At 52.9% G+C, this 25,221-nt stretch carries 25 protein-coding genes and 1 pseudogene; 11 read left to right on the top strand and 15 right to left on the bottom strand.

Going from position 1 to position 25,221, the window contains the following annotated elements; translation table 11 throughout:
- Positions 1-33 precede the first annotated feature (33 nt).
- Positions 34-1,701: pseudogene (locus tag HV213_RS11855) on the top strand (potassium/proton antiporter); the annotation flags it as partial.
- Between the two features lie 82 nt (positions 1,702-1,783).
- Here the strand turns inward: HV213_RS11855 and dadX are convergent.
- A complete protein-coding gene (gene dadX / locus HV213_RS11850) occupies positions 1,784-2,854 on the bottom strand; it encodes a catabolic alanine racemase DadX (protein ID WP_181485827.1) in 1,071 nt (356 codons plus the stop codon).
- Positions 2,855-2,866: 12 nt separating this feature from the next.
- A complete protein-coding gene (locus HV213_RS11845) occupies positions 2,867-4,165 on the bottom strand; it encodes a D-amino acid dehydrogenase (protein ID WP_181485826.1) in 1,299 nt (432 codons plus the stop codon).
- 321 nt (positions 4,166-4,486) lie between these two features.
- Between HV213_RS11845 and HV213_RS11840 the strand changes: the two genes are divergently transcribed.
- The gene (locus HV213_RS11840; protein ID WP_110274239.1) at positions 4,487-6,019 is read left to right on the top strand and encodes a SpoVR family protein; all 1,533 of its coding nucleotides are present in this window, start codon (positions 4,487-4,489) and stop codon (positions 6,017-6,019) included.
- A 58-nt stretch (positions 6,020-6,077) separates the two neighbouring features.
- Here the strand turns inward: HV213_RS11840 and fadR are convergent, their stop codons facing one another.
- Positions 6,078-6,797: a fatty acid metabolism transcriptional regulator FadR gene (gene fadR / locus HV213_RS11835; protein ID WP_110274240.1), complete on the bottom strand. Its 720-nt coding sequence runs from the start codon at positions 6,795-6,797 to the stop codon at positions 6,078-6,080.
- A 252-nt stretch (positions 6,798-7,049) separates the two neighbouring features.
- On the opposite strand from fadR, the gene nhaB reads away from it, so the two are divergent.
- The 3 genes from nhaB to HV213_RS11820 all read left to right on the top strand — a co-directional run bounded on the left by nhaB (position 7,050) and on the right by HV213_RS11820 (position 9,725).
- Positions 7,050-8,603: a sodium/proton antiporter NhaB gene (gene nhaB, locus HV213_RS11830; protein ID WP_181486396.1), complete on the top strand. Its 1,554-nt coding sequence runs from the start codon at positions 7,050-7,052 to the stop codon at positions 8,601-8,603.
- Between the two features lie 130 nt (positions 8,604-8,733).
- Complete coding sequence (dsbB, locus tag HV213_RS11825; protein ID WP_110274241.1) at positions 8,734-9,264, top strand: disulfide bond formation protein DsbB; 531 nt, start codon at positions 8,734-8,736, stop codon at positions 9,262-9,264.
- A gap of 116 nt (positions 9,265-9,380) precedes the next feature.
- A complete protein-coding gene (locus tag HV213_RS11820) occupies positions 9,381-9,725 on the top strand; it encodes a TehB family protein (protein WP_181486395.1) in 345 nt (114 codons plus the stop codon).
- Positions 9,726-9,807: 82 nt separating this feature from the next.
- Here HV213_RS11820 and HV213_RS11815 read toward each other — a convergent pair whose 3' ends face one another.
- From HV213_RS11815 to HV213_RS11800, 4 genes are all read right to left on the bottom strand, one after another.
- Positions 9,808-10,323: a DUF4823 domain-containing protein gene (locus tag HV213_RS11815; RefSeq protein WP_181485825.1), complete on the bottom strand. Its 516-nt coding sequence runs from the start codon at positions 10,321-10,323 to the stop codon at positions 9,808-9,810.
- A gap of 114 nt (positions 10,324-10,437) precedes the next feature.
- Complete coding sequence (locus HV213_RS11810; protein WP_142670527.1) at positions 10,438-10,884, bottom strand: YcgN family cysteine cluster protein; 447 nt, start codon at positions 10,882-10,884, stop codon at positions 10,438-10,440.
- A 94-nt stretch (positions 10,885-10,978) separates the two neighbouring features.
- On the bottom strand, positions 10,979-11,638 hold the full coding sequence (locus HV213_RS11805; protein ID WP_181485824.1) for a fumarylacetoacetate hydrolase family protein: 660 nt from the start codon (positions 11,636-11,638) through the stop codon (positions 10,979-10,981).
- 17 nt (positions 11,639-11,655) lie between these two features.
- A complete protein-coding gene (locus HV213_RS11800; protein ID WP_110274245.1) occupies positions 11,656-11,937 on the bottom strand; it encodes a YcgL domain-containing protein in 282 nt (93 codons plus the stop codon).
- Between the two features lie 126 nt (positions 11,938-12,063).
- On the opposite strand from HV213_RS11800, the gene minC reads away from it, so the two are divergent.
- Genes minC through minE form a run of 3 tightly spaced genes read left to right on the top strand, consistent with a single transcriptional unit; the run spans position 12,064 to position 13,871 of the window.
- A complete protein-coding gene (gene minC, locus HV213_RS11795) occupies positions 12,064-12,762 on the top strand; it encodes a septum site-determining protein MinC (RefSeq protein WP_181486394.1) in 699 nt (232 codons plus the stop codon).
- A gap of 23 nt (positions 12,763-12,785) precedes the next feature.
- Positions 12,786-13,598 (top strand): septum site-determining protein MinD, encoded by an 813-nt coding sequence (gene minD / locus HV213_RS11790; RefSeq protein ID WP_110274247.1) that lies wholly within the window; start codon positions 12,786-12,788, stop codon positions 13,596-13,598.
- 3 nt (positions 13,599-13,601) lie between these two features.
- On the top strand, positions 13,602-13,871 hold the full coding sequence (gene minE, locus HV213_RS11785) for a cell division topological specificity factor MinE (RefSeq protein ID WP_004103270.1): 270 nt from the start codon (positions 13,602-13,604) through the stop codon (positions 13,869-13,871).
- Between the two features lie 86 nt (positions 13,872-13,957).
- Here the strand turns inward: minE and rnd are convergent, their stop codons facing one another.
- The 6 genes from rnd to HV213_RS11755 all read right to left on the bottom strand — a co-directional run bounded on the left by rnd (position 13,958) and on the right by HV213_RS11755 (position 21,055).
- Entirely contained in the window at positions 13,958-15,073 is a 1,116-nt protein-coding gene (gene rnd / locus HV213_RS11780; RefSeq protein WP_181486393.1) for a ribonuclease D, read from the bottom strand.
- Between the two features lie 82 nt (positions 15,074-15,155).
- Positions 15,156-16,841, bottom strand: coding sequence for a long-chain-fatty-acid--CoA ligase FadD (gene fadD, locus HV213_RS11775; protein ID WP_110274249.1), 1,686 nt, complete (start codon positions 16,839-16,841; stop codon positions 15,156-15,158).
- A 263-nt stretch (positions 16,842-17,104) separates the two neighbouring features.
- Positions 17,105-17,563 (bottom strand): IS200/IS605-like element IS1541B family transposase, encoded by a 459-nt coding sequence (gene tnpA, locus HV213_RS11770; RefSeq protein WP_141132629.1) that lies wholly within the window; start codon positions 17,561-17,563, stop codon positions 17,105-17,107.
- A 198-nt stretch (positions 17,564-17,761) separates the two neighbouring features.
- Positions 17,762-18,343, bottom strand: coding sequence for a Slp family lipoprotein (locus tag HV213_RS11765; RefSeq protein WP_112213326.1), 582 nt, complete (start codon positions 18,341-18,343; stop codon positions 17,762-17,764).
- A gap of 44 nt (positions 18,344-18,387) precedes the next feature.
- The gene (gene tsaB, locus HV213_RS11760) at positions 18,388-19,083 is read right to left on the bottom strand and encodes a tRNA (adenosine(37)-N6)-threonylcarbamoyltransferase complex dimerization subunit type 1 TsaB (RefSeq protein ID WP_181485823.1); all 696 of its coding nucleotides are present in this window, start codon (positions 19,081-19,083) and stop codon (positions 18,388-18,390) included.
- 61 nt (positions 19,084-19,144) lie between these two features.
- Complete coding sequence (locus tag HV213_RS11755; protein WP_181485822.1) at positions 19,145-21,055, bottom strand: ATP-dependent DNA helicase; 1,911 nt, start codon at positions 21,053-21,055, stop codon at positions 19,145-19,147.
- Positions 21,056-21,187: 132 nt separating this feature from the next.
- Here HV213_RS11755 and HV213_RS11750 point away from each other — a divergent pair, with 132 nt between their 5' ends.
- Positions 21,188-21,532 carry a RidA family protein gene (locus tag HV213_RS11750; protein WP_004113724.1) on the top strand — a complete coding sequence of 115 codons (345 nt, stop codon included), beginning with the start codon at positions 21,188-21,190 and terminating at the stop codon, positions 21,530-21,532.
- Between the two features lie 43 nt (positions 21,533-21,575).
- On the opposite strand, the gene HV213_RS11745 is transcribed toward HV213_RS11750, so the two are convergent.
- Positions 21,576-21,962 (bottom strand): hypothetical protein, encoded by a 387-nt coding sequence (locus HV213_RS11745; protein WP_181485821.1) that lies wholly within the window; start codon positions 21,960-21,962, stop codon positions 21,576-21,578.
- Positions 21,963-22,723: 761 nt separating this feature from the next.
- The gene (locus HV213_RS11740; RefSeq protein WP_181485820.1) at positions 22,724-22,909 is read right to left on the bottom strand and encodes a YoaH family protein; all 186 of its coding nucleotides are present in this window, start codon (positions 22,907-22,909) and stop codon (positions 22,724-22,726) included.
- A 90-nt stretch (positions 22,910-22,999) separates the two neighbouring features.
- On the opposite strand from HV213_RS11740, the gene pabB reads away from it, so the two are divergent.
- A complete protein-coding gene (pabB, locus tag HV213_RS11735) occupies positions 23,000-24,355 on the top strand; it encodes an aminodeoxychorismate synthase component 1 (RefSeq protein ID WP_181485819.1) in 1,356 nt (451 codons plus the stop codon).
- Positions 24,356-24,358: 3 nt separating this feature from the next.
- Positions 24,359-24,937: a CoA pyrophosphatase gene (locus tag HV213_RS11730; RefSeq protein ID WP_112213316.1), complete on the top strand. Its 579-nt coding sequence runs from the start codon at positions 24,359-24,361 to the stop codon at positions 24,935-24,937.
- The last annotated feature ends 284 nt before the right edge of the window (positions 24,938-25,221 follow it).

The raw sequence follows: 25,221 nt of genomic DNA, 5'->3' as shown, positions 1-25,221 counted from the left end.
TTAATCTTCACGCCAGTAAGGAGTACGTCAACATTGGACGCCGCTGCGGTCATTAGTCTGTTTATTCTGGGTTCTGTTTTAGTAACCTGTAGCATCTTATTAAGTTCGTTTTCCTCACGCCTCGGCATCCCCATTCTGGTTATCTTCTTAGCTATTGGGATGCTGGCAGGCGTTGACGGTATCGGCGGCATTCCGTTTGACAACTACCCTTTCGCCTATATGGTGAGCAACCTGGCGCTAGCGGTGATTCTGCTGGATGGCGGGATGCGCACCCAGGCCAGCTCCTTTCGCGTCGCGCTGTGGCCCGCGCTTTCGCTCGCCACGGTTGGGGTATTGATAACCTCCGCCCTGACCGGTCTGATGGCAGCCTGGCTATTCAACCTCAATCTGATTGAGGGAATGCTGATCGGCGCAATCGTCGGCTCGACCGATGCGGCGGCGGTATTCTCGCTGCTTGGTGGCAAAGGCCTGAACGAACGCGTCGGCTCCACGCTGGAGATAGAGTCCGGCAGCAACGATCCGATGGCGGTGTTCCTGACCATTACTCTTATCGAAATGATTCAGCAGCACGAAACCGGCCTGAGCTGGATATTCGTGGTGCATATCGTGCAGCAGTTCGGACTGGGCATTGCCATTGGTCTCGGCGGCGGCTATCTGCTGCTACAGATGATCAACCGCATTGTGCTGCCTACCGGTCTTTACCCTCTGCTGGCGCTGAGCGGCGGGATCATGATTTTTGCCGCGACCACCTCGCTGGACGGCAGCGGCATCCTCGCAGTGTATCTGTGCGGCTTCCTGCTGGGCAACCGACCGATTCGTAACCGCCACGGCATTCTGCAAAACTTTGATGGCCTGGCGTGGCTGGCGCAAATCGCCATGTTCCTGGTGCTCGGTCTGTTGGTGACGCCGTCCGACCTCTGGCCCATTGCCATCCCGGCTCTGATCCTGTCGATGTGGATGATTTTTATCGCCCGACCGCTGTCGGTGTTTGCCGGTCTGCTGCCATTTCGCGGTTTTAATCTGCGCGAGCGCATTTTCATCAGCTGGGTCGGCCTGCGCGGCGCGGTGCCAATTATTCTCGCCGTCTTCCCGATGATGGCAGGACTGGAGAACGCGCGCTTGTTCTTCAACGTGGCCTTCTTCGTGGTGTTGGTATCGCTGCTGCTGCAGGGAACATCGCTATCGTGGGCGGCGAAAAAGGCCAAAGTGGTGGTGCCGCCGATTGGTTCGCCTATCTCCCGCGTCGGGCTGGATATTCACCCGGAGAATCCGTGGGAACAGTTCGTCTATCAGCTCAGCGCGGAGAAGTGGTGCATTGGTGCGGCCTTGCGCGATCTGCATATGCCACCAGAAACGCGCATTGCGGCATTGTTTCGCGACAACGTTCTGCTGCACCCCACCGGCAGCACGCGCCTGCTGGAAGGCGACATTCTCTGCGTAATCGGTCGCGAGCGCGATCTGCCCGCACTGGGTAAAATGTTTAGCCAGTCGCCGCCGGTGGCGCTCGATCAGCGTTTCTTCGGTGATTTCATTCTTGATGCCAACGCGAAGTTCGCCGATGTGGCGCAGATTTACGGCATTGACGGCGGCGAAGAGTTCCGCGACCAGCAGCAGTCGCTAGGCGACGTTGTCCAGCATCTATTAGGCGCAGCACCGGTTGTCGGCGATCAGGTGGAGTTTGCCGGGATGGTGTGGACGGTGGCGGAAAAAGAGGAAGATCACGTCCTGAGAGTCGGCGTTCGGATGGCGGAAGATGAGGCGGAGTGATCCGCCTCACATTAAGTTACAGCGTCACAACTGGCACTCGCGGCGCAAGAGCGCACATGAGTTCATAACCGACGGTGCCGCTGGTCGCAGCGACATCGTCAATTTTAATCTCTTTACCCCACAGTTCGACCGGTGTGCCAATCCCCGCCTGCGGGCAAGGGGTTAAATCCACCGCCAGCATATCCATCGATATTCGCCCTACCGTTGTCGTGCGTATGCCGTCAACCAGCACTGGCGTACCGCTCGGCGCTAAGCGGGGATAACCATCGGCATATCCGCAGGCCACGATGCCAATTCGCTGCTCCTGCGTGGTCCTGTAAATGCCGCCATATCCCACCGCTTCACCGGGTTTCAGATTCTGCACGCCGATAATCTCGCTGCTTAACGTCATCACTGGCTTCAGCCCGGTATTAGCCACATCCTGCCACAGACCGGAAGGCGAAGCGCCATAGAGTACAATCCCCGGTCTGACCCAGTTAAAATGCGACTCCGGATGCCACAGGGTTGCCGCTGAGTTAGCCAGCGATCGCGGGCAATCCAGCCCTTCGGCAGCCTGCTCAATGCGCCGCATCGGCTCCACAATTCCGTGCGGATTTTCCGCTTCGGCAAAGTGCGACATTAGCGTCATTTCACTGACGTTTTTGAGCCCCCGTAGCTGCTGCCAGACGATTTGCAGACGGTCCGGCATAAAGCCCAGCCGATTCATCCCGCTATTAACCTTGATGTAAATATCAAGCGGCGCGTGGAGTTTTGCTTGCTGTAGCGCTTTTATTTGCCAGTTACTGTGCACGCTGGTAGTCAGGCGGTATTTATCAAACAGCGCCAGTTCATCAGCATGGAAGAAACCCTCCAGCATCAGTATCGGCCCTTTCCAGCCCAGTTCACGCAGCAGGATCGCCTCTTCCAGATTTAACATGGCGAAACCGTCTGCCGCGCTTAGCGCATTCCAGACCCTCGCCAGACCGTGGCCATATGCATTAGCTTTAACAACCGCCCACAGGCGCGAGCCGGGCGCCGCGCGGCGAACAATTTGCTGATTTTGTCGTAAGGCTGACATATCAATGCTGGCCTTGACTGGACGGGACATGAAAGCTCCTTGTTAATTGTGAACACCGTGCAGATGTTGAGCGCGGGTCGGGATAAAACCACGGCCGTAGCGGGCAACGGCAAGATCATCATACGGGATCGCCGGAGTGCGCCCGGAAATCAGATCGCTAATCAACTGTCCGGAACCGCAAGCCATCGTCCAGCCCAGAGTACCGTGCCCGGTGTTCAACCACAGATTTTTATACGCTGTGCGACCGACCACTGGCGTACCATCTGGGGTCATTGGGCGCAGCCCGGTCCAGAATGTCGCTTGTTCAACGTGTCCACCGCGCGGGAACAGATCGCGTACCACCATCTCCAGCGTTTCACGCCTGGGCTGCAACAGCTCTTTATTAAAACCGACAATCTCCGCCATCCCGCCGACGCGAATACGATTATCGAAGCGGGTGATGGCGATTTTGTAAGTTTCATCAAGGATAGTCGATACCGGCGCGCCGTCTTCCTGGGCAATTGGAATCGTTAACGAATAGCCTTTCAGCGGATAAACCGGAATGTCCACCAGCCCTTTTAGCATCGCCGTTGAATATGAACCCATAGCCATGACGTAAGCGTCGGCTTTGATGATTTCAGCTCCGCACTTCACACCGGAGATTTGCTCTCCTTCATATAACAGCGCATCAACTGGAGTATTAAACCGGAAGGTCACGCCCGCCTGCTCAGCCATCAACGCCAGACGAGTGGTAAAGAGCTGGCAGTCACCCGTTTCATCATTCGGTAAGCGCAAACCGCCGGTCAGCTTGTGGCTCACTTCAGCCAGTGCCGGTTCAACTTCCAGCAGTCGATTCGCTTCCAGCAGTTGATAAGGCACCCCCGCATCCTGCAGTACCGCGATATCACGGGTGGCATTTTCGAACTGTTTGTCGGTACGAAAAAGCTGGAGGGTGCCGCCCTGACGGCCTTCATACTGGATTCCGGTACTTTCGCGCAGCGCTTTCAGGCAGTCGCGACTATATTCCGCCAGCCGTACCATGCGCCCTTTATTTTCCATGTAGTGGCGAGTGTCGCAGTTGCGCAGCATCTGCCACATCCATTTCAACTGGAACTGGGTGCCATCCAGACCGATGGCCAGAGGAGCGTGTTTCTGGAACATCCATTTAATCGCCTTCAGCGGCACGCCTGGTGCCGCCCACGGTGCGGCATAGCCCGGAGAGATCTGTCCGGCGTTAGCAGCACTGGTCTCTTCAGCGGGACCCGGTTGGCGGTCGATAACCGTCACCTGATGTCCTGCCTGGCTTAAATACCATGCACTCGCGACCCCAACCACCCCACTTCCCAGTATGACGATTCGCATAGCGACTCCGTAATAGTTAAAGAACAATCATCTGATTACAAATTGATAACTCAGATGAAAATATTATTCAACATACGCTTTATTTATGGTGACTTATCTCACATGACGCCGCGTGATACCTGACACCAATGTTTTACTATCTCCTGCTACGCTTCTTTTTTCCGCAGAATAAAATTCCGATTAAATTGATGAATAACGCCTTTAAGATTGTGAAATCGCGAAGAAAAGAAATTGCTGGCGGACGCAGTTTGTAGCACCGTGTTCTATGCTTGTTATGAGGTTTTCCGTACAGAGAGAACCATCAACAACGAGGGCGCGCTAATGGCTACGATTGATTCCATGAACAAGGACACAACCCGTTTAAGCGATGGACCCGACTGGACTTTTGAGCTGCTGGAGACCTATCTGGCAGAAGTCGATCGGGTAGCGAAGTTGTATCGTCTTGACACCTATCCGCACCAAATCGAAGTCATTACTTCCGAGCAGATGATGGATGCTTACTCCAGCGTCGGCATGCCGATTAACTACCCGCACTGGTCGTTCGGTAAAAAATTCATCGAGACCGAGCAAGCCTACAAACATGGTCAGCAAGGTCTGGCCTATGAAATCGTCATTAACTCCAACCCCTGCATCGCCTATTTGATGGAAGAGAACACCATTACCATGCAGGCACTGGTGATGGCGCACGCCTGTTACGGACATAACTCGTTCTTCAAAAACAACTACCTGTTCCGCAGTTGGACCGATGCCAGCTCGATCATTGACTATCTGATCTTTGCGCGTAAATACATCACCGAATGTGAAGAGCGCTACGGCGTTGATGAAGTCGAAAAGCTGCTCGACTCCTGTCATGCGCTAATGAACTATGGCGTTGACCGCTACAAACGCCCGCAGAAAATCTCCCTCCAGGAGGAGAAGGCACGGCAGAAAAGCCGTGAGGAGTACCTGCAAAGCCAGGTGAATATGCTGTGGCGTACCTTGCCGAAGCGCGAAGAGGAAAAAACCATTGAAGCGGCGCGCCGCTATCCTTCCGAGCCACAGGAAAACCTGCTCTATTTCATGGAGAAAAACGCGCCGCTGCTGGAACCGTGGCAACGTGAAATTCTGCGCATCGTGCGCAAAGTCAGCCAGTACTTTTATCCGCAGAAGCAGACGCAAGTCATGAACGAAGGCTGGGCAACGTTCTGGCACTACACCATCCTTAATCATCTTTATGATGAAGGAAAAGTGACGGAGCGCTTTATGCTGGAGTTTCTGCACAGCCACACCAATGTCGTGTTCCAGCCGCCCTACAATAGCCAGTGGTACAGCGGGATTAACCCGTATGCTCTGGGCTTTGCGATGTTCCAGGATATTAAACGTATTTGTCAGTCGCCGACGGAAGAGGACAAATATTGGTTCCCGGATATTGCCGGTTCAGACTGGCTAGAAACCCTGCACTTTGCGATGCGCGATTTCAAGGATGAGAGTTTTATCAGTCAGTTCTTGTCGCCGAAAATCATGCGTGATTTCCGCTTCTTTACCGTGCTGGATGATGATCACAATAACTACCTGGAAATTTCAGCTATTCATAATGAAGAGGGTTATCGTGAGATTCGCGCGAAGCTTTCAGCGCAGTACAACCTGAGCAACCTTGAGCCGAATATCCAGGTATGGAACGTCGATCTGCGCGGCGATCGCTCTTTAACCCTGCGCTACGTGCCGCATAACCGCGTGCCGCTGGATAAGGGACGCCGTGAAGTTCTCAAGCATGTGCACCGGCTGTGGGGATTTGACGTTCTGCTGGAACAACAAAATGCCGATGGTAGCGTTGAATTGCTCGAACGCACCCCGCCGCGGCAAAACCCACTATAACCCTGAAAAGCAAAACGCCCGGTTTCTCGCCGGGCGTTTTTTTATCATATGGTCTTGCTTAACGCATATTCATGGCTAAGTCGCCCGGCAGGTTTTTCTGCATACGGTGCCAAATCTCACCGCTGTCATGCCCGTAGCGACGCACGATTTCATAAACCTGTTCATGTAGGCCCTCTTCACACACTTTCGCCAACTGGTGATAGAAGCCAAGCGCCAGGCTACGCGCTTCCGGATTAGCAAAGTAGTGGCGGCCAATTCGGGTATACAGCCCCTTCATCCCATTGATGATCAGACCATAAATCGGGTTGCCTGAAGCAAAAGCCAAACCGCGGAAAACGTTGTAATCCAGCTCAGCAAAGGCATCGGCATGATCTTCGATTTCGCGCGCCCGAGCCAGCACTTCCAGCGCTTTGTCCGGATGTTGACGGAAAGCGGTGCGAATGAAGATAGTTGAAATATTGGTGCGAACCGACAGCAGATTATCAATCAGCTGTGGCACGCTATCGTGATCAAGGCGCGCCAGGGTTTCAAGAATATTAAGCCCTGAGGTTTCCCAGAAATTATTCACCTTCGTAGGTTTGCCATGCTGAATGGTCAACCAGCCATCGCGGGCCAGGCGCTGCAACACTTCACGTAGGGTTGTACGGGTCACACCAATCAGTTCAGAAAGTTCACGTTCGGCGGGAAGGATCGTGCCGGGAGGAAAACGGTTATTCCAGATACTTTCAATGATGTACTCTTCAGCGAAACCCGCTGGGCTTTGCGCCTTAATGACCATAATAAGATTTCCATTACACAGCGTTGCAAATTCTACTCATCATACCAGAGCCGCTATAGAGCAGATAGCGCCTGAAAGTAATTAAAAAGGGATCGCCGTTTCATTTTCAACTTTTCATTTCACACTTTCACTTCCATATGAACGCGATGCGAAGAAAGTTGCGCCCCTTTTTGCGCAACTGGTAATCTTGCATATAGTAACGTATAAAATCATGTTTCAATTTTAACGGAGAACGGAGAAAGGATGCCTGTTGTGGAAATCTCTTATGGTCGCGCCCTATGGCGCAATTTTCTTGGCCAGTCCCCGGACTGGTATAAGCTCACTCTCATCATTTTCTTGATTATTAACCCGATAGTATTTTTTCTTCATCCGTTTGTTGCCGGATGGTTGCTGGTTATCGAATTTATCTTCACCCTGGCCATGGCTCTCAAATGTTATCCGCTGCTGCCAGGCGGCCTGTTGGCCATTGAAGCTGTTTTTATTGGTATGACGAGTCCGGGGCATATCCGGGACGAGGTTGCCAGTAATCTTGAAGTCCTGCTGCTGCTGATGTTCATGGTGGCAGGTATCTACTTCATGAAACAGCTGCTGCTATTCATTTTCACCCGACTGTTATTAGGTATTCGCAGCAAGATGCTGTTATCACTAGCATTCTGCGTTGCATCAGCCTTTCTTTCGGCCTTCCTTGATGCCTTGACCGTCGTGGCGGTGGTGATTAGCGTTGCCGTCGGATTCTATGGGATTTATCACAAAGCAGCGTCTGCACGCCCGGACGATGACGACCTGCTCGATGATAGCCATATCGATCAGCACTATCGCGATGTGCTGGAACAATTTCGCGGTTTCCTACGCAGCCTGATGATGCATGCTGGCGTTGGTACTGCACTTGGCGGCGTGATGACCATGGTTGGCGAGCCGCAGAACCTGATTATCGCCAAAGCCGCAGGCTGGCAGTTTGGTGAGTTCTTCTTGCGCATGATTCCGGTCACGCTGCCAGTATTCGCGTGCGGCATGGTCACCTGCCTGCTGCTGGAGAAATTCCGTATCTTTGGCTATGGCGAAGCGCTGCCGCCCACCGTGCGTAAGGTGCTGCAAGATTTCGACGATCGCAGCCGTCAGACTCGTAGCCGCCAGGATCGCCTGCGTCTTATCGCACAGGGCATTATCGGCGTCTGGCTTATCGCGGCGCTGGCACTTCACCTGGCAGAAGTCGGTCTGATTGGCCTGTCGGTGATCATTCTGGCTACCACTTTCTCCGGGATAACCGATGAACACGCTATCGGCAAAGCGTTTACCGAGGCCCTGCCATTTACAGCACTGCTGACGGTCTTTTTCGCCATAGTGGCAGTGATTATCGATCAGCACCTGTTTGCCCCGGTGATTGACTTTGTCCTGCAGGCCTCGCCGCACGCTCAGCTGTCGCTGTTTTATCTGTTTAACGGTCTGCTGTCGTCGATTTCCGATAACGTCTTCGTTGGCACCGTCTATATCAATGAAGTGAAGGCGGCTCTGGAGCAAGGTACGATCAGCATGCAGCAGTTTGAGCTGCTGGCGGTGGCGATTAATACCGGTACCAACCTGCCATCTGTCGCGACGCCGAACGGTCAGGCGGCATTTCTGTTCCTGCTGACGTCTGCTCTGGCGCCGCTGATCCGTCTCTCCTATGGTCGGATGGTGTGGATGGCGCTGCCTTATACCATCGTCCTGACCCTGGTGGGTCTGGCATGCGTTGAGTTTAACTTGATGCCAGCTACTCAGTGGATGCTCGATCAAGGCTGGCTGGTTACGCCACAGTTGCTTAAATAAAAACGAGAGTACCCAAGCGGCAAGTTTGGGTACTCCATATTCGTTTACGTAATATTTTCAGACTAGCTGCTGGTGTCGCTTCAGTTTTCGTTTACACTGCCATGATTTAGCATGTTCCAGGGAAATGATTATGTTGCGATTTTTAAACCAGTGCTCAAGGGGACGCGGTGCCTGGCTCCTGATGGCGCTAACCGCGTTTATTCTTGAATTGGTTGCATTGTGGTTCCAGCACGTGATGTTGCTACAACCGTGCGTACTGTGTATTTACGAACGCAGCGCGTTGTTCGGCGTGATGGGTGCTGGTATTGTCGGCGCCATTGCCCCGAAATCACCGCTGCGCTATGTAGCGATAGTTATCTGGCTCTACAGCGCCTTACGCGGGCTACAGCTGGCGTGGGAGCACACCATGATTCAGCTTCACCCTTCCCCCTTCCAGACCTGTGATTTTGCCGCGCGCTTCCCAACCTGGCTGCCGCTGGATAAATGGCTGCCTCAGGTATTCGTCGCTACCGGCGACTGTTCCGTGCGCCAGTGGGAGTTCCTGACGCTGGAAATGCCGCAGTGGCTGGTTGGGATCTTTGCCGCCTATCTGGTTATCGGCGTACTGGTACTTATCGCTCAGCCGTTCAAGCCGAAAAAGCGCGATCTCTTCGGCCGCTAAAACCAGCTACAACTAAGGCGCTCCTTCGGGAGCGTTTTTTTTACCTGCGAGTTGACGTCAGCCCCTTAAAGTTGCATATTAAATGCATCTTATTCGTATTCACTAAGGAGCTCATGATGTCTCATCTGCGTATTCCCGCTAACTGGAAAGTAAAACGCTCCACCCCGTTCTTCACCAAACAGAACGTTCCTGCCGCTCTGCTGACGCACCACAATACCGCCGCCGGTGTTTTCGGCCAGCTTTGCGTGATGGAAGGAACGGTAACTTACTATGGTTTTGCTGATGAGCAGGCGACGGAGCCAGAGGCGAAAGTGATCATCAATGCCGGTCAGTTCGCCACCAGCCCGCCGCAGTACTGGCATCGTATCGAGTTAAGCGACGATGCGCAGTTCAATATCAATTTCTGGGTTGAAGATGACGCTGACGGCGAAAGCGGGCTGTTTCACAGCAAAAAATCCTGATAATCCGCTACCACTCACTAGACATAGCTCACCAGGACGGCGAGCTATTTCATTACCTGACTTCCTGAGGATTTAAGCTCTTTCAGTACAGGCCAGCTACGTAGTTATTGATTGGCTCTGGCAACAAATCTTGGGGGTGGTCTCCACCAAATGTTGCCCACTTACTTTTTCCACTCAGAATAGACGAGGCAATGACGCTGTCCGTTGCCGAATTATAGATTGTGATTTTCACTTCAATTCTGTCTGGAATCCCTGACCATTCTGTCGCTCTATCTTCCCAATGAAGAATTTGAGGAACAACATAATAGCCTTCGCTAAGGCTGCGTTTTTTCTTGAGACATTCCAGCTCAGCGCAGCCCGGAATGGTGAAAACGCTATCCGTGTATCGTGAAAACGCAGATTGGATGACCTGCGCCGTCGCTGCACCAGAACCGCTATACACTCTCGTTTCGTAGACGCCATTTTCAGGCAATGCGACAACTACCGTTTTGTTTTTTACCAAAAGCTCAGTGCTTTTAGTGACGCTGGCCGTGTTGTACTTTGCCGAACATCCTGCGAGGAGCACCCCGCCCAAGGCAAGCATAATTATTTTTTTCATTTTTTGTTTCCGTTGATTTCAATTGGAAACACTTTATCACCAGGGAATATAGGGTTAAATACAAAACCCGCCGATAGAATGGTTTCGGAGGTAACTATCAGTAAATTTAAACAGTTACTGCGCCCAATCTGGTTTATTCAGGATGTGATCTTGCCAGTCCACTACGTTGGACTCTTTAACGGCGATATGGCGAACGGAGATACGTTCGCCATGCATCGCGGCCTTCGAGCCGGTCAACAACGGGTGCCAGTGCGGCAGCGGTTTACCTTCAGCCAGTAAGCGATAAGCGCAGCTCGGCGGCAGCCATTCAAACGTTGGTAAATTATCGCGGGTTAACTTGATACAGTCTGGTTCATATTCGAAGCGGCGCTCGTAGTTGCGACACTGACAGGTTTTGATATTAAGCTGACGGCAGGCGACGTTAGTGAAGTAGATTTCGTCGGTATCCTCATCCATCAGCTTATGCAGGCAGCACTGTCCGCAGCCGTCACACAGTGATTCCCACTCCGCGTCGGTCATTTCATCCAGTGTTTTTTGTTGCCAGAAAGGTTGTTCGCTCATTGGGATGTCCGTCATTGCAATTCAGGGTGCACCTTATAACCAGTCTGGCACGCCGATGCAAGTTTTGCCGCCCGGAGAAGGCGGCAAGCGGACGTTACAGCACGCGGGTGGTCAACGATAATCCGTTGAAACCCACTTCCAGTTCGTCGCCGCTGCTTAGGGGACCTACGCCTTCCGGCGTGCCGGTCAGCACCACATCACCCGCCTTCAGAGTGAAGAAGCGCGACATGTAGGCAATCAGCGGCACAATTTTATGGATCATGTCAGCGGTAGTGCCCTGCTGGCGCACATCACCATTAATCTTCAGGCTCAACGGCGTGTTTTGCGCGTCTCCGTGAAATTCTGACGCAGGAACAAATCCGGAGATTGGACAGGAGTTATCAAAACCCTTCGCCTTTTCCCACGGCTGACCGGCTTTTTTCAATTTACCCTGCAGGTCACGCAGAGTCAGATCCAGCGCCACGCCATAACCTGCAATCGCTTTTAGCACATGATCTTCGGTTGCCTGACGCAGCGTGCCGCCAATCAGCACCGCCAGTTCGATTTCATGATGTACCGAACCCAATCCTTCAGGAAGCACCAACGGCTGACGGATATCGCATAGCGCCGTTTCAGGTTTAATAAACAGCACCGGCTCGTCCGGCGTTGCACTGCCCATCTCCTTAATGTGGTTGGCATAGTTGCTGCCCACGCAAACCACTTTGCTCACCGGATAATCCAGTAACGCACCCTGCCAGTTATGATGTTGGTACATTTTTATCCCTCTATGGGTTAATCAGATTTATTCCCCTGTTCCGCCAGGTGTTTCTTGAGTAAATTTTCAGTCGGAGGGGGAAGTTGCAGGTAATAGCCTTGTTCGGTCAGGGCCTGTTTCACCTTATCCAGGTCGGCGTGAATGGTTTTTTTCCGCCCATCAAGCGGCAGAATCATTGCCAATTTTGGTGTACCGAAGCCTTGCATTAATTCGTCGGGAACGCGGGAGAAATCGTCCCTTTTTTCGACATATAAATAGGTTTGCTCACGTTTAGTACTTCGATAGATCACACAAAACATAGTTTTACTCGGAATTAGACCTGTGGTCACTTGCCTCAATATATGAGTGACTATAACATGCCTTTTAGTCTTCGGAATATCACCGCACTTCGGCGGGTGATAAACAGCAAATTGAGTAAGGCCAGGATGTCAAATACGCCAATCGAACTTAAGGGCAGTAGCTTCACCTTATCTGTCGTTCATTTGCACGATGCAAATCCCGAGGTTATTCGTCAGGCGTTAGAAGACAAAATCGCCCAGGCCCCCGCCTTTTTACGTCATGCTCCGGTGGTTGTGAATATTAGCAGCATTGAAGATGCCGTCGACTGGCGCGCTCTTCATGAAGCGATTGCGGTCACCGGTTTGCGTATTATGGGTGTGAGCGGGTGTAAACTTCCTCGCCTGAAAACGGAAATTGACCGCGCCGGGATCCCTTTACTAACCGAAGGGAAAGAAAAAATAACCCGTCAGGCTGCGCCAGAACCTGTCGCCCCGCCGCCGGTTGTTAATCAGATCACAAAAACGCGTTTGATTGATCAGCCGGTACGTTCCGGTCAGCGCATTTATGCGCCACACTGTGATCTAATTGTTACAAACCATGTGAGCGCCGGAGCGGAACTTATCGCCGATGGTAATATTCATGTCTATGGCATGATGCGGGGACGGGCGCTTGCCGGGGCTGGCGGCGACAGAGATGCCCAAATATTTTGCACTAACCTCTCGGCGGAACTGGTGTCCATCGCGGGGGAATACTGGCTGAGTGATAACATTCCGGCCGAATTTTATGGCAAAGCGGCGCGCCTGCGTTTGGGCGGCAGCGCTTTGACAATTCAATCGTTGAATTAATCCCTTTTTAACAAGGAATTTCTATGGCACGCATTATTGTTGTGACTTCGGGTAAAGGAGGCGTTGGCAAGACCACCTCCAGCGCGGCCATCGCTACTGGTTTGGCGCAGAAGGGAAAGAAAACGGTCGTTATCGACTTCGATATTGGCCTGCGTAACCTTGACCTGATTATGGGCTGCGAGCGCCGGGTCGTTTATGACTTCGTTAACGTCATCCAGGGTGATGCCACGTTGAACCAGGCGCTCATCAAAGATAAGCGCACCGAGAATCTCTTTATCCTCCCGGCTTCCCAGACGCGTGATAAAGACGCGCTGACCCGCGAAGGCGTGGATAAAGTTCTCGAAGAACTGAAAAAGATGGAATTCGATTTTGTTGTCTGCGATTCCCCTGCAGGCATCGAAACCGGTGCGCTGATGGCGCTGTACTTTGCTGATGAAGCCATCATCACCACCAACCCGGAAGTCTCCTCCGTACGTGACTCCGACCGTATCCTCGGCATTCTTGCCTCCAAATCCCGCCGTGCGGAAAGAGGCGAAGACCCGATTAAAGAGCATCTGCTGCTGACGCGCTATAACCCAGGCCGCGTTAACAAAGGCGACATGCTGAGCATGGAAGACGTGCTGGAAATTCTGCGCATCAATCTGGTGGGCGTGATTCCAGAAGATCAGTCCGTACTGCGCGCATCTAACCAGGGTGAACCGGTTATTCTGGATGATGCCTCGGATGCGGGTAAAGCCTATGCCGATACGGTTGAACGTCTGCTCGGAGAAGAACGTCCTTTCCGCTTCATTGAAGAAGAGAAGAAAGGTTTCCTCAAACGCCTGTTCGGAGGATAAATTATGGCATTACTCGACTTTTTTCTCTCGCGGAAAAAGAACACGGCCAATATTGCGAAAGAGCGCCTGCAAATCATCGTTGCAGAGCGTCGTCGCGGCGATGCCGAACCGCATTACCTGCCGCAGTTGCGCAAAGATATTCTGGAAGTGATTTGTAAATACGTGCAGATCGACCCGGAAATGGTCAGCGTACAGCTGGAGCAGAGAGACGGTGATATTTCGATTCTGGAGTTGAACGTGACTCTGCCGGAAACCGAAGAGTCGAAACCCTGACCCTTTAGCACCCGAAAATGTCATTAAAAAACCGGCAACGCTGTGCGAAGCCGGTTTTTTTGTCTGAAACATTAGCCTGGTGCTGGTTAGCGCGGATACTCGCTTAATAACGCATTCAGGCGATCGGCCATCAATTCACCGCGCCAGCCGGAAACCAGTTCAGGCTGCCCGTTGCCATTTTTCAGCCCCCAGTGCCAGTTCAACAGCTGGTTAATCTGTCTTCTTGACGCCAACAGCTCTGCGCTGACCCCTTTCTCGGCGCTGACAGCCTGTACAAGCGCTTTAATGTCCTTAAACACCTTGCGATAACCCGGCATATCAATCAGGTTCTGTAGCGGCTCTGGTAACGCTTCTTCCGGCAGCGCCTGCGCTTTTTCGACGAGACTTATCAGCGTTTTGCCATGGAAGCGAATTTCGCTACCCGATAATCCCAGGCTATCCAGCTCACCCAGGCTGCCTGGCATATAGCGCGCCACGTTCCACAGATGCTCTTCACGAACCACAAAGTTGACGGCCAGATCGCGCTCACGGGCTTTACGTAAACGCCAGTCGGCCAGCAGTTGCAAACAGCCCAATTGGCGGGTACGCAGTTGCCAGGCGTTGCCGATGTCTCGCCATGCCTGCGCCGGGTCCTGGATTTCCTGACGACGCTGCTGCATCAGCTGACATTCATCCAGCGCCGCAGAGAGCCAGCCTGCGCTTTCGGTCTCGGCCATCAATTTGCTGGCAATCGGTAGCAGATACCAGACGTCTGCAGCAGCATAAATGCACTGGCGTTCGGTCAGCGGGCGTGCCAGCCAGTCGGTACGGGATTCGCTCTTGTCCAGCGCTACGCCGGTATACTCTTCAACCATCGCAGCAAACCCCCATGACATCGGGCGACCGCAAAAAGCGGCCAGAATTTGCGTATCGATCAGCGGTTGTGGCATCAGATGAAAGGCGTTGAGAAACACTTCTAAATCTTCGCTGCCAGCATGCAGAAATTTAGTCACATTTTGATTCAACAGCAGTTCACGCATTGGCGCCCAGTCGGTGATAACCAAAGGGTCAATCAGAGAAACCTGTTCACCGTCGAATAACTGGAGCAGACCGAGCTGCGGATAATAGGTGCGGGTACGTACAAACTCTGTATCCAGCGCAACCGCCGGGACCGCGCTTGCCGCTTCACAAATGGCACGAAGGCCATCGTCGGTGGTGATCATCTGATAGTTCACATCATACTCTCTTAACTTGCGCCCATAAAAAACGCCGGCTTAGCCGGCGTCTGGCGATTCACTCATAGCTTCAGGCTTTATTGTCTACTTTAGCGCGAGCTTCGTCACGTAGTTCTCGACGTAAAATTTTGCCGACGTTGGATTTCGGCAGTTCATCACGAAACTCGACCAGCTTAGGTACTTTGTAACCGGTCAGTTGACGGCGGCAAAAGGTAATCAGCATCTCTTCCGTCAGCGCGGCGTCTTTTTTCACCACGAAGATTTTCACCGCTTCACCGCTGCTTCCTGACGGTACGCCAACGGCGGCAACTTCCTGAACGCCAGAATGCTGCATCACCACGTCTTCAATTTCATTCGGATAGACGTTGAAACCGGACACGAGGATCATATCTTTCTTACGGTCGACAATACGCAGAAAACCTTCATCATCCATCACTGCGATATCACCGGTATGCAGCCAGCCATTCTTAATGATTTCAGCCGTGGCGTCCGGGCGCTGCCAGTATCCCAGCATCACCTGCGGGCCTTTGACGCACAGCTCGCCCGGTTCTCCCGGCGCGACTTCATTATCGTCGTCATCGACCAGCTTGGCTTCAGTCGAGGGTACCGGCAAACCAATACTGCCACTGTGGTAGTCGATGTCATGCGGATTCACGCTCACCAACGGCGCACACTCCGTCAGGCCATAGCCTTCCAGAAGATATTGCCCGGTCAGCTTAACCCATCGCTCCGCAACCACCTGCTGCACCGGCATCCCGCCGCCCGCAGAAAGATGCAGAGAAGAAAAATCGAGCTGCTGGAACTCTTTGTTATTGAGCAATGCGTTAAACAGGGTATTCACCCCGGTCATCGCGGTGAAGGGATATTTCGCCAACTCTTTGACCAGACCCGGAATATCGCGCGGGTTGGTGATCAGCAGGTTCTGCCCGCCCAGTTCAATAAACAGCAGGCAGTTCATGGTCAGCGCAAAGATGTGGTACAGCGGCAACGCGGTAACCACCAGCTCTTTTCCACGATGCAGTAGTGGCCCGTAGGTACCGTTCACCTGCTCAAGGTTCGCCAGCATATTACGGTGGGTCAGCATCGCGCCCTTCGCTACGCCGGTTGTTCCACCGGTATACTGGAGGAAAGCGAGATCCTGGGGGACGATTTCCGGCTTGATATACTGCATACGGTAACCGTTTTGCAGCGCGCTACGAAATGAGATGGCATCCGGCAGGTGGTATTTTGGCACCAGGCGCTTAATGTACTTCACCACAAAGTTAACCAGCGTGCCTTTCGCCGTTGAAAGCTGATCGCCCATGCGCGTTAAAATCACGTGCTTAACCTGGGTTTTATCGACCACCTTTTCAAGGGTATGCGCAAAGTTGGAGACAATCACAATGGCGGCGGCGCCGCTGTCATTGAGCTGATGTTCCAGTTCACGCGGCGTGTACAGCGGGTTCACGTTCACCACGATCATGCCCGCGCGCAGGATGCCAAAGAGCGCCACCGGGTATTGCAGCAGGTTGGGCATCATCAGGGCGACGCGGTCGCCTTTTTGCAGGCCCAGGCCCTCCTGCAGATAAGCGGCGAACGCCCGACTGCGCTCCTCCAGCTTACGATAAGTCATCACCTCGCCCATGTTGATAAATGCCGGTTGGTCGGCATAGCGCGTGGTGGATTGTTCAAACAGTTCAACCAGGGATTGATAGCGGTCAGGGTTTATCTCCGCAGGAACATCCGCGGGATAACGGTTTAGCCAAACCTTTTTCACTGCATCACCTCTGAAATAATTATTCGTCGTCATCACAGCCCCTGATCAACAAACATTTTGTTAACATTATATTAACTCAGCGTACCAGTTTATTAATTAGGCGTTTTACAGGTTGCGAAGCGCGTCACTATTTATTTTTCTTATTTGAATGAAAAAATAAATATCCTCCGGCATAGCCGGAGGTTTTTCATATGCGCCTATAAGGCTCTGTTGCCAGCCGCGCCCTAACAGGCGCATCGCGATCTGACATTTGCATTTATGGATTACTTACGGCCCGTAAACGGGCTGCCCGGATAGGGGATCGAGAGTTGCTCACCCATTTTATCCTCTTCCAACTGGTGCTTTATGTATTCTTGTATCCTGGCTGTATTTTTCCCAACCGTATCAACGTAATACCCTCGGCACCAGAATTCCCTGTTACGGTATTTGAACTTCAAATCGCCAAACTGCTCATAAAGCATCAGGCTGCTCTTTCCCTTCAGGTATCCCATAAAGCCCGACACACTCATTTTGGGCGGGATTTCCAAAAGCATATGGATGTGATCCACACAGCATTCTGCTTCCAAAATATTCACGTTTTTCCATTCGCACAGCTTTCTTAAGATACTGCCTATCGCTTTGCGCTTTTCCCCGTAGAACACCTTTCTTCGGTACTTCGGCGCAAAAACTATGTGATATTTACAGTTCCATCGCGTGTGCGCTAAGCTCTTTTCGTCCCTCATTGGGACCCCCTTTTGATTTCTTGTTGAACGTTTGCAGTTGCCAGACCGCAAACTGTTTTAACAAATCAAAAGGGGTTTTTATAACTGGCTCAAAGCTGAAAGCTTTACAGAACCTCCAGCCTAGCTGGAGGTTTTCTGTGCACAACAAAGAAACAGCGGACCAGCCGCTGTTTCTTTTTGTTTATAAAAACTACAAAATCATTCAGTTACGACATTTCTGACTTCTGCAGGGCCTGGGTTATACCAGCCCCAACCGCCGTATCCGTAGCCCCACGGGCGCGGGCCAAACATCCACGGATCAATGGGCTGCGGCGGCATCACCACCTGCTGCACGACGTTCCAGCGCTTGTAACCACTGGCATTCATTAGCATAAATTTGTACGGCGTGTTGCCAACTTTACCGTCCACGACGCCGACTATCGGGCCAACCACGGTCACCAGTTGACCGCGAAAATCAACCGGATCGATAAAACCATTCACATCGGCAAAAATACGCCCACGCGAAGGTTCACCCAGTTCCGGACGCGCTGCGCCGTCCAGTTGGACAGTGGCAATCTCTAAGCGAGTTTTACCCTGCTGATTCTGTACGCTGACGACCTTACCGCCAAACCGCGCTTCCTGACCAACGTAAAGCTGCGGCGCGTTCATCACCCGGACTAAATCTTGCTGCGGCGTCGGGGTAGTGCCCTTAATAGCATCCGGTACCGAAGCACACCCACTTAGCGTAGCGACAACCGCTGTCGCGACTAACCAACGTACTACCGTTTTTTGACCCGCCATGACGCGACTCCTTCCTTCTTCTCAGACTTATTAGTTACTGAGATTCACTCGCGGCCAGGAAGTTTCTTCCAGGCGACTTCATTACGTAAATAAACTGGTTCTGCGAGCTCAACGGCCACCGTTTTGCCCGCCATAAACAGATGACAAGCCAGCGGCAGCATATCCTGCGCTTCCGGCAGCTGGATTTCACCATCGGTTAACGTCAATGCACTAGCGTTAGCCATCTCCGGCCAGGCTTGCCAGCCGGTACCGACGGTCGCCCACTGCCCTTCGAGCTGTTGCAGGCGTTCACTGACGCCTTCCGGCTTGAGCACCGCTTCGCTCTCTTCGCCATGCCAGTCGCCCTGCTCATCGCGCTGATATTCCGCCCAGTAGACTTCGCCCATTCTGGCATCAATCGCCGCCAAAACGCGGGTTGCGCCGGTTTTACGCCACGCGCCCTGCGCCATGGTTGCCAGCGTGGAAACACCAATCATCGGTAGCTCTGCGCCTAACGCCAGTCCCTGAGCAATACCGATACCGATACGCACGCCGGTAAAGCTGCCTGGACCGCGGCCAAAGGCCAGCGCGTCGAGTTCAGTAAGCATGATGCCGCTTTCGTTGAGGACATCCTGCACCAGCGGCAGGATCCGTTGAGTATGTTCACGGGGACAGATTTCGAAATGAGCACTGAGGGTGCCATCATTCCACAGCGCCGCAGAGCAGGCCTCTGTGGCGGTATCGATAGCCAAAATTCGCATGGGTTGTTGCGCTCTCGCAGATTGACAAAATGGCGCGCAGCTTACCACATTTTGCCACGCATTACCTCGCTGGCGGCACCGCCAGGAAACGCACCGCCCGACGGATATCGCGAGTTCGCGGCGCGGGCGGCAGGCTAGCGAGGAACGTTGCACCATACGGACGCATCACCAGGCGGTTGTCGCAGATAACCAGCACGCCGCGATCGTCGATATCGCGAATCAAGCGCCCGACGCCCTGTTTTAAGGTGATAACCGCATCCGGCAGTTGAACCTCATCAAATGGGTCGCCGCCGCGCAGACGGCAGTCTTCCATTCGCGCTTTGAGTAGCGGATCGTCCGGTGAGGTGAAAGGCAGTTTATCGATAATCACCAACGAGAGCGCATCACCGCGCACGTCCACCCCTTCCCAGAAGCTGCTGGTCGCCACTAGCAGGGCGTTACCCGCGCTAACAAACTGCTGCAGAAGTTGGCCTTTACTGGTTTCCCCTTGCAAAAGAACCGGCAGCGTCATAGTGGCGCGGAATTGTTCAGCGAGATCGCGCATCATGGCGTGCGAGGTGCACAGCATAAAGCAGCGACCATCGTTGGCTTCAATCAGCGGTTTGAGCATCGCCGCCAGATGCCTTGCTGCACCGGGTTGATTGGGCAATGGCAAATTTCGCGGCACGCATAGCAGCGCCTGATGAGCATAATCAAAGGGGCTGGGCAGCAGCAGCGTTTGCGCTTCGCCAATTCCCAGACGATCGGTGAAATGGTGCAGATCATCGTTAACAGACAGCGTCGCCGAGGTAAATATCCAACTCCCCGGTTTTTGCACCATCACTTCTTTAAATTTATCCGCCACCGTCAAAGGCGTCAGCGCCAGCGTAAAGTGGCGGGAGTTGCATTCGTACCAATAGCTGTAACCGGGCTGATTGGTATCCTTCAGCCGTTTAAGCCGCCCGCGATATAACGTCGCCCGCTCGAAGGCAGCATCAAGCAGCGCTGAACGTCCGAGAGATAATTTTGCCACGTCGTAACACAGCTCAAGGGCATCATCGAGCAGCAGCAGCGCACGCTGAATATTGTTATCCGCCAGGAGCTCACGCAGGTTACCGCGATAGCCCGGATCGCCTAATTGCAGGCGAAAATCCTGCGCGCTCTGGGCCAGGCGGTCAGCACATTTCTGTAGCTGCTGGGTGTCTTTCAGTTCGGTACGGTAAGCAATCGTGATGTCTTTCGCCAGATCCAGCAGCTGGCGGCTGGAGAGCGATTGACCAAAATATTGGCTGGCGATGTCCGGCAACTGATGCGCTTCATCGAAGATCATCACTTCCGCTTCCGGAATCAGTTCGCCGAAGCCGCTCTCTTTCACCACCATATCGGCGAGGAACAGATGGTGGTTAACGACCACCACATCGGCATCCATTGCCTTTTTCCGCGCTTTAACGACAAAGCAATCTTTATACAGGGGGCAGTCGCTACCCAGACAGTTGTCGTTGGTACTGGTGACCAGCGGCCAGGCCTGAGAGTCTTCCGCCACGCTCACGCAGGTGCTGATATCGCCATCAATAGTTTGGTTAGACCACGATCGCAGCAGAATGACGTCGCTGAGGGTTTGCACCGGCAGGTCGCCCCCGGCAAGCGCCTGTTGTTCAAGACGCTCAAGGCAGAGGTAGTTCGAGCGCCCTTTCAGCAAGGCCAGCTTCCCGGCGAACTTCAGCGCTTTGGCCACGGTGGGCAAATCCCGGCTATAGAGCTGATCCTGCAACGCTTTCGAGCCGGTGGAGATGATGGCTTTTTTATTTGCACGCAGCGCTGGCGCCAGGTACGCGTAAGTTTTCCCGGTTCCTGTTCCCGCTTCAACCACCAGCGGACGGGTTTCTTCAATCGCGCTGGCGACGGCGAAAGCCATCTGGCGCTGCGGCTCGCGTGGTTTAAATCCCGCAATCGCGCTGGCCAACTGGCCGTCTGCTGCAAAATCGTCGATCACATTACCCCCTGGTTATTTGGACAGTGATTATGTCAGGGTGGGCTGGTTTTCGCCAGTACGGGTAGTGACGCAGGTGAAACATTGTGGCAGTCTTGCCGCAGTTTGATGAACCGGAATAAAGAGGAAATAAAAATGACAATTACGCGTATCGATGCCGAAGCCCGCTGGTCTGATGTCGTGATCCACAACCAGACGCTGTACTACACCGGCGTACCATCAAATCTGGATGCCGACGCCTGCGCGCAAACCGCTGACACTCTGGCGCAGATTGACGCCGTGCTGGAAAAACAGGGCAGCAGCAAGTCACGCATTCTTGATGCCACTATTTTCCTCGCCGACGGCGCTGATTTTGCGGCGATGAACCAGGCATGGGATGCCTGGGTTGTCGCAGGCCACGCGCCGGTGCGGTGCACCGTACAGGCCAAACTGATGAATCCAAAGTACAAAGTTGAGATTAAGATTATCGCCGCAGTCTGATAGCGGCTCGCCGTAGCTAAGCAAACACTACGGCGAAGCTATTTTATTGGGGGTACTCTATCAACACGCTGCTCCGGGCAAAGATCGTCTGAAGATACTCCTGCAATAGCGGTCGCTGGTCCCTGGTATTTGTTAAATCAATATTTATACATTCGGTCCCCACATCAGCAACTTTGCTTTTCTGAATAACGATCGTTATCTGGCTAACATTCAAGATTATTTTTTCTATGGCAGCAGAAAGCTCCCGTTCCGCCAGATGGGTTTGTAACCCTATAGATTTATCAATATTCTCATCGTCATCAATAAATTGTGAAATTACGATGTAATGTTCAGGCTCAAAAGGGTCATCGCCAATACCGATTACCGGCACATCATTTTCGGTATAACAGTTGACAATTGTCGCAACAAAATCAAAAGAAACGTGATGCATTAACCATCCTGTAATTAACAAAATATGCCGAGCCAGTTATACCAGGTACGGAAACTCACCGCGCAGGTAAGTAAACCAAAGACAGGTTTCCGGCCAGGCACTTCGATTCCCTACGACAATATTCCTGCCGATAAGCTCGATATCATCAGAGATCAACCCTGATATTTCACTATTAGAGGTAGAGCGAAAAGCACACTCAAAAGGTTTTTAACGTAATTTATTGATAAATATTAAGTTTTAGTCACTAATAGAAATCTGAATTAGCTTATTAAACTCCGCTACCCAACGGCTATCAAACAAAAAGGCATCTCGAAAATCCAGCATTTCATCAAGCGGTAAAGCCGACAAAAATGCAAAGAACGAGGGCCGGGATAACGTATTATCAATTTCTATCAACCCGGAATGAACCATCCTTTATTCCTCCGACGGCACAATCCGGCAAAAATACCGTCGTCGCGCCGCAGGCCTGTAATTACTCCTTCAGGCCTTGCAGGCCAGTACGAGTCCCTTCTGTGCAACAATTTCCATGCATCCTGGTATGCCAGCGCTTCAATCAGCGGAAGGGACTGCGTTTTACGCAACAGATGAACAACTTGGTATTTCTCAGATGCGCGTCGATAAACTGGACATTCTCGAGGCAAAGATCATCAAAAATGGCGCGATGTAGATTTTGTCCGCAAAAATTCCATCCCGCGATGGCTATCCGTATCCAGAAGCAGCGCTTCATCAGTTATCAAATCGATACTGATCATTTCCCTGATTTACTCTTCTTCGTCTTCATCCTCAAAGCGCGCCACAATCCGATCGCCGGTATGCGAGGCGCGCAGTTCGTTAGCCACTAAAGAGATAGCCTCGCCGCTGCTCATGCCCTGCGACATCAGTTCCTGAATTCGTTCTACTGCTTTTTGCTGTTGCTCGTGGCTCAGCGAAGGTAAACCTGCAAACATCACTCACTCCTGCTACATTGTGGGGCGTAATTATTTCACGCCGTCCTCTAGTATACCAGCAGGCGGTAACGATCAGGATTGAAGAAGACGATGTTGTCCCCCGCGATTATTTCCCTGCCCTGGCGTGCGGATGCCGCTGAACACTATTTTAAGCCATTAAGTTCACAACCCTGGGCAATGCTGCTGCACTCCGGTTTTGCCAATCATCCACACAGTCGGTTTGACGTTATCGTTGCTCGGCCATGCGCAACGCTGGTGACTCACGGTCAAACCACCGTCATAAGCGAGGGCGAAGCGACCACAACATCAATCGCCGATCCGCTCACGCTCGTGCATCAACAACTGGAGAAGCATAATCTGCAACCGCAAGCTCACCCGCACCTGCCGTTTCTTGGCGGCGCGCTGGGGCTGTTCGGCTACGATCTTGGGCGGCGTTTTGAAACGCTACCGTCGCAGGCGGATGCGGATATCTCCCTGGCGGATATGGCGGTGGGGATCTATGACTGGGCATTGATTGTCGACAATCATCGCCAGGAAGTGTCGTTAATCAGCTATGACGATCCGCAGCGCTGCCTTGCATGGCTGGAGGCGCAATCAGCCCCGGTCGTTGAGCCTTTTGAACTGACTTCGCCGTGGCGCTCAAATATGAGCCGCGAGGAGTACGGCAAAAAATTTAGCCAGATTCAGGCTTATCTGCACAGCGGCGACTGCTATCAGGTCAACCTGGCGCAGCGCTTCAGGGCCAGCTATCGCGGGGATGAATGGCAAGCGTTCTGCCAGCTTAACCACGCCAATCGCGCACCGTTCAGCGCCTTTATCCGCCTGCCTGAAGGGGCAATATTGAGCCTGTCGCCCGAGCGCTTTATTCAGCTACATCAAAGTGAAATCCAGACCCGACCGATTAAAGGCACTTTGCCAAGACTGTCCGACCCCGAGCTGGATGCGCTGCAGGCGAAAACGCTGGCGAACTCGCCGAAAGACCGCGCAGAAAACCTGATGATCGTCGATTTAATGCGCAACGACATTGGCCGGGTTGCCGTGCCCGGTAGCGTTCGCGTCCCCGAACTGTTCGTCGTTGAACCGTTTCCTGCCGTACATCATCTGGTGAGCACCATTACCGCCAGATTGCCCGCTCATCTTCACGCTACCGACCTGCTGCGCGCAGCGTTTCCCGGCGGCTCAATTACCGGCGCGCCGAAGGTCAGAGCGATGGAAATTATCGATGAACTGGAGCCGCAAAGGCGCAACGCGTGGTGCGGGAGCGTCGGCTATATCAGCTTCTGCGGCAATATGGATACCAGCATCACCATCCGCACGCTCACCGCCTGGCAGGGGCAGCTTTTCTGCTCCGCCGGTGGCGGTATTGTGGCCGATAGCGAAGAAGCAGCGGAATATCAGGAAACTTTTGATAAAGTTAATCGTATCCTGCATCAACTGGAGAGCTAGAACATGGCGGACAGCGCCCTCGACCTTGACGACTTTCTTTCTCGTTTTCAGCTTCTGCGACCACAGCCCGCAGCCAATGCGCTCAACCAGCGCCAGGCTGCGGTTCTGGTGCCAATTGTTCGCCGTCAGCAGCCGGGCCTGTTGCTGACCCAACGCTCGCCGCTGATGCGTAAACATGCCGGACAGGTCGCTTTCCCAGGCGGCGCGGTGGATAACAGCGATGCCACGCTTATTGCCGCCGCGCTGCGCGAAGCTCAAGAAGAAGTGGCGATCCCACCAGAGTCCGTTGAAATTATTGGTGTTCTTCCGCCAGTTGATAGCGTAACCGGTTTTCAGGTGACGCCGGTGGTCGGGATTATCCCGCCTAATCTGCACTATCATGCCAGTCAGGATGAGGTCGCGGCAGTCTTCGAAATGCCGCTGGCTGAGGCGCTGCGACTCGGGCGCTATCACCCGCTGGATATTCATCGGCGCGGTAATTCACATCGCGTCTGGCTATCGTGGTATCAGCATTATTTTGTCTGGGGCATGACCGCGGGCATTATTCGTGAACTGGCGCTACAGATAGGCTCCCGTCCTTAACTATACCCGTCATACTTCAAGCTGCAGGCGCGTTAGCTTTCCTCGCTCACCCCAGTCACTTACTAGAGTAAGCTCCTGGGGATTTGCTGCGTCGCTGCCTTCCTGCAACTCGAATTATTTAGGGTATATACTTAATAAAGGACTCGTTCTCAGCATTAGTAAATTCTCGGTTATCCATTAGTTTAATTCATGTGAATACTTAAGCTGATGGCACGGTTCCCTCTTACACTATGCGCAGTTATTACATCGTTACCGCACCCGCGGTAACCCTGTCAGGAGTGTTA

The organism is Klebsiella sp. RHBSTW-00484 (genome assembly GCF_013705725.1).
GTDB lineage: Bacteria > Pseudomonadota > Gammaproteobacteria > Enterobacterales > Enterobacteriaceae > Klebsiella.
Note: the sequence above shows the minus strand (reverse complement) of the source record. Positions and strands in the feature narration are given on the sequence as shown.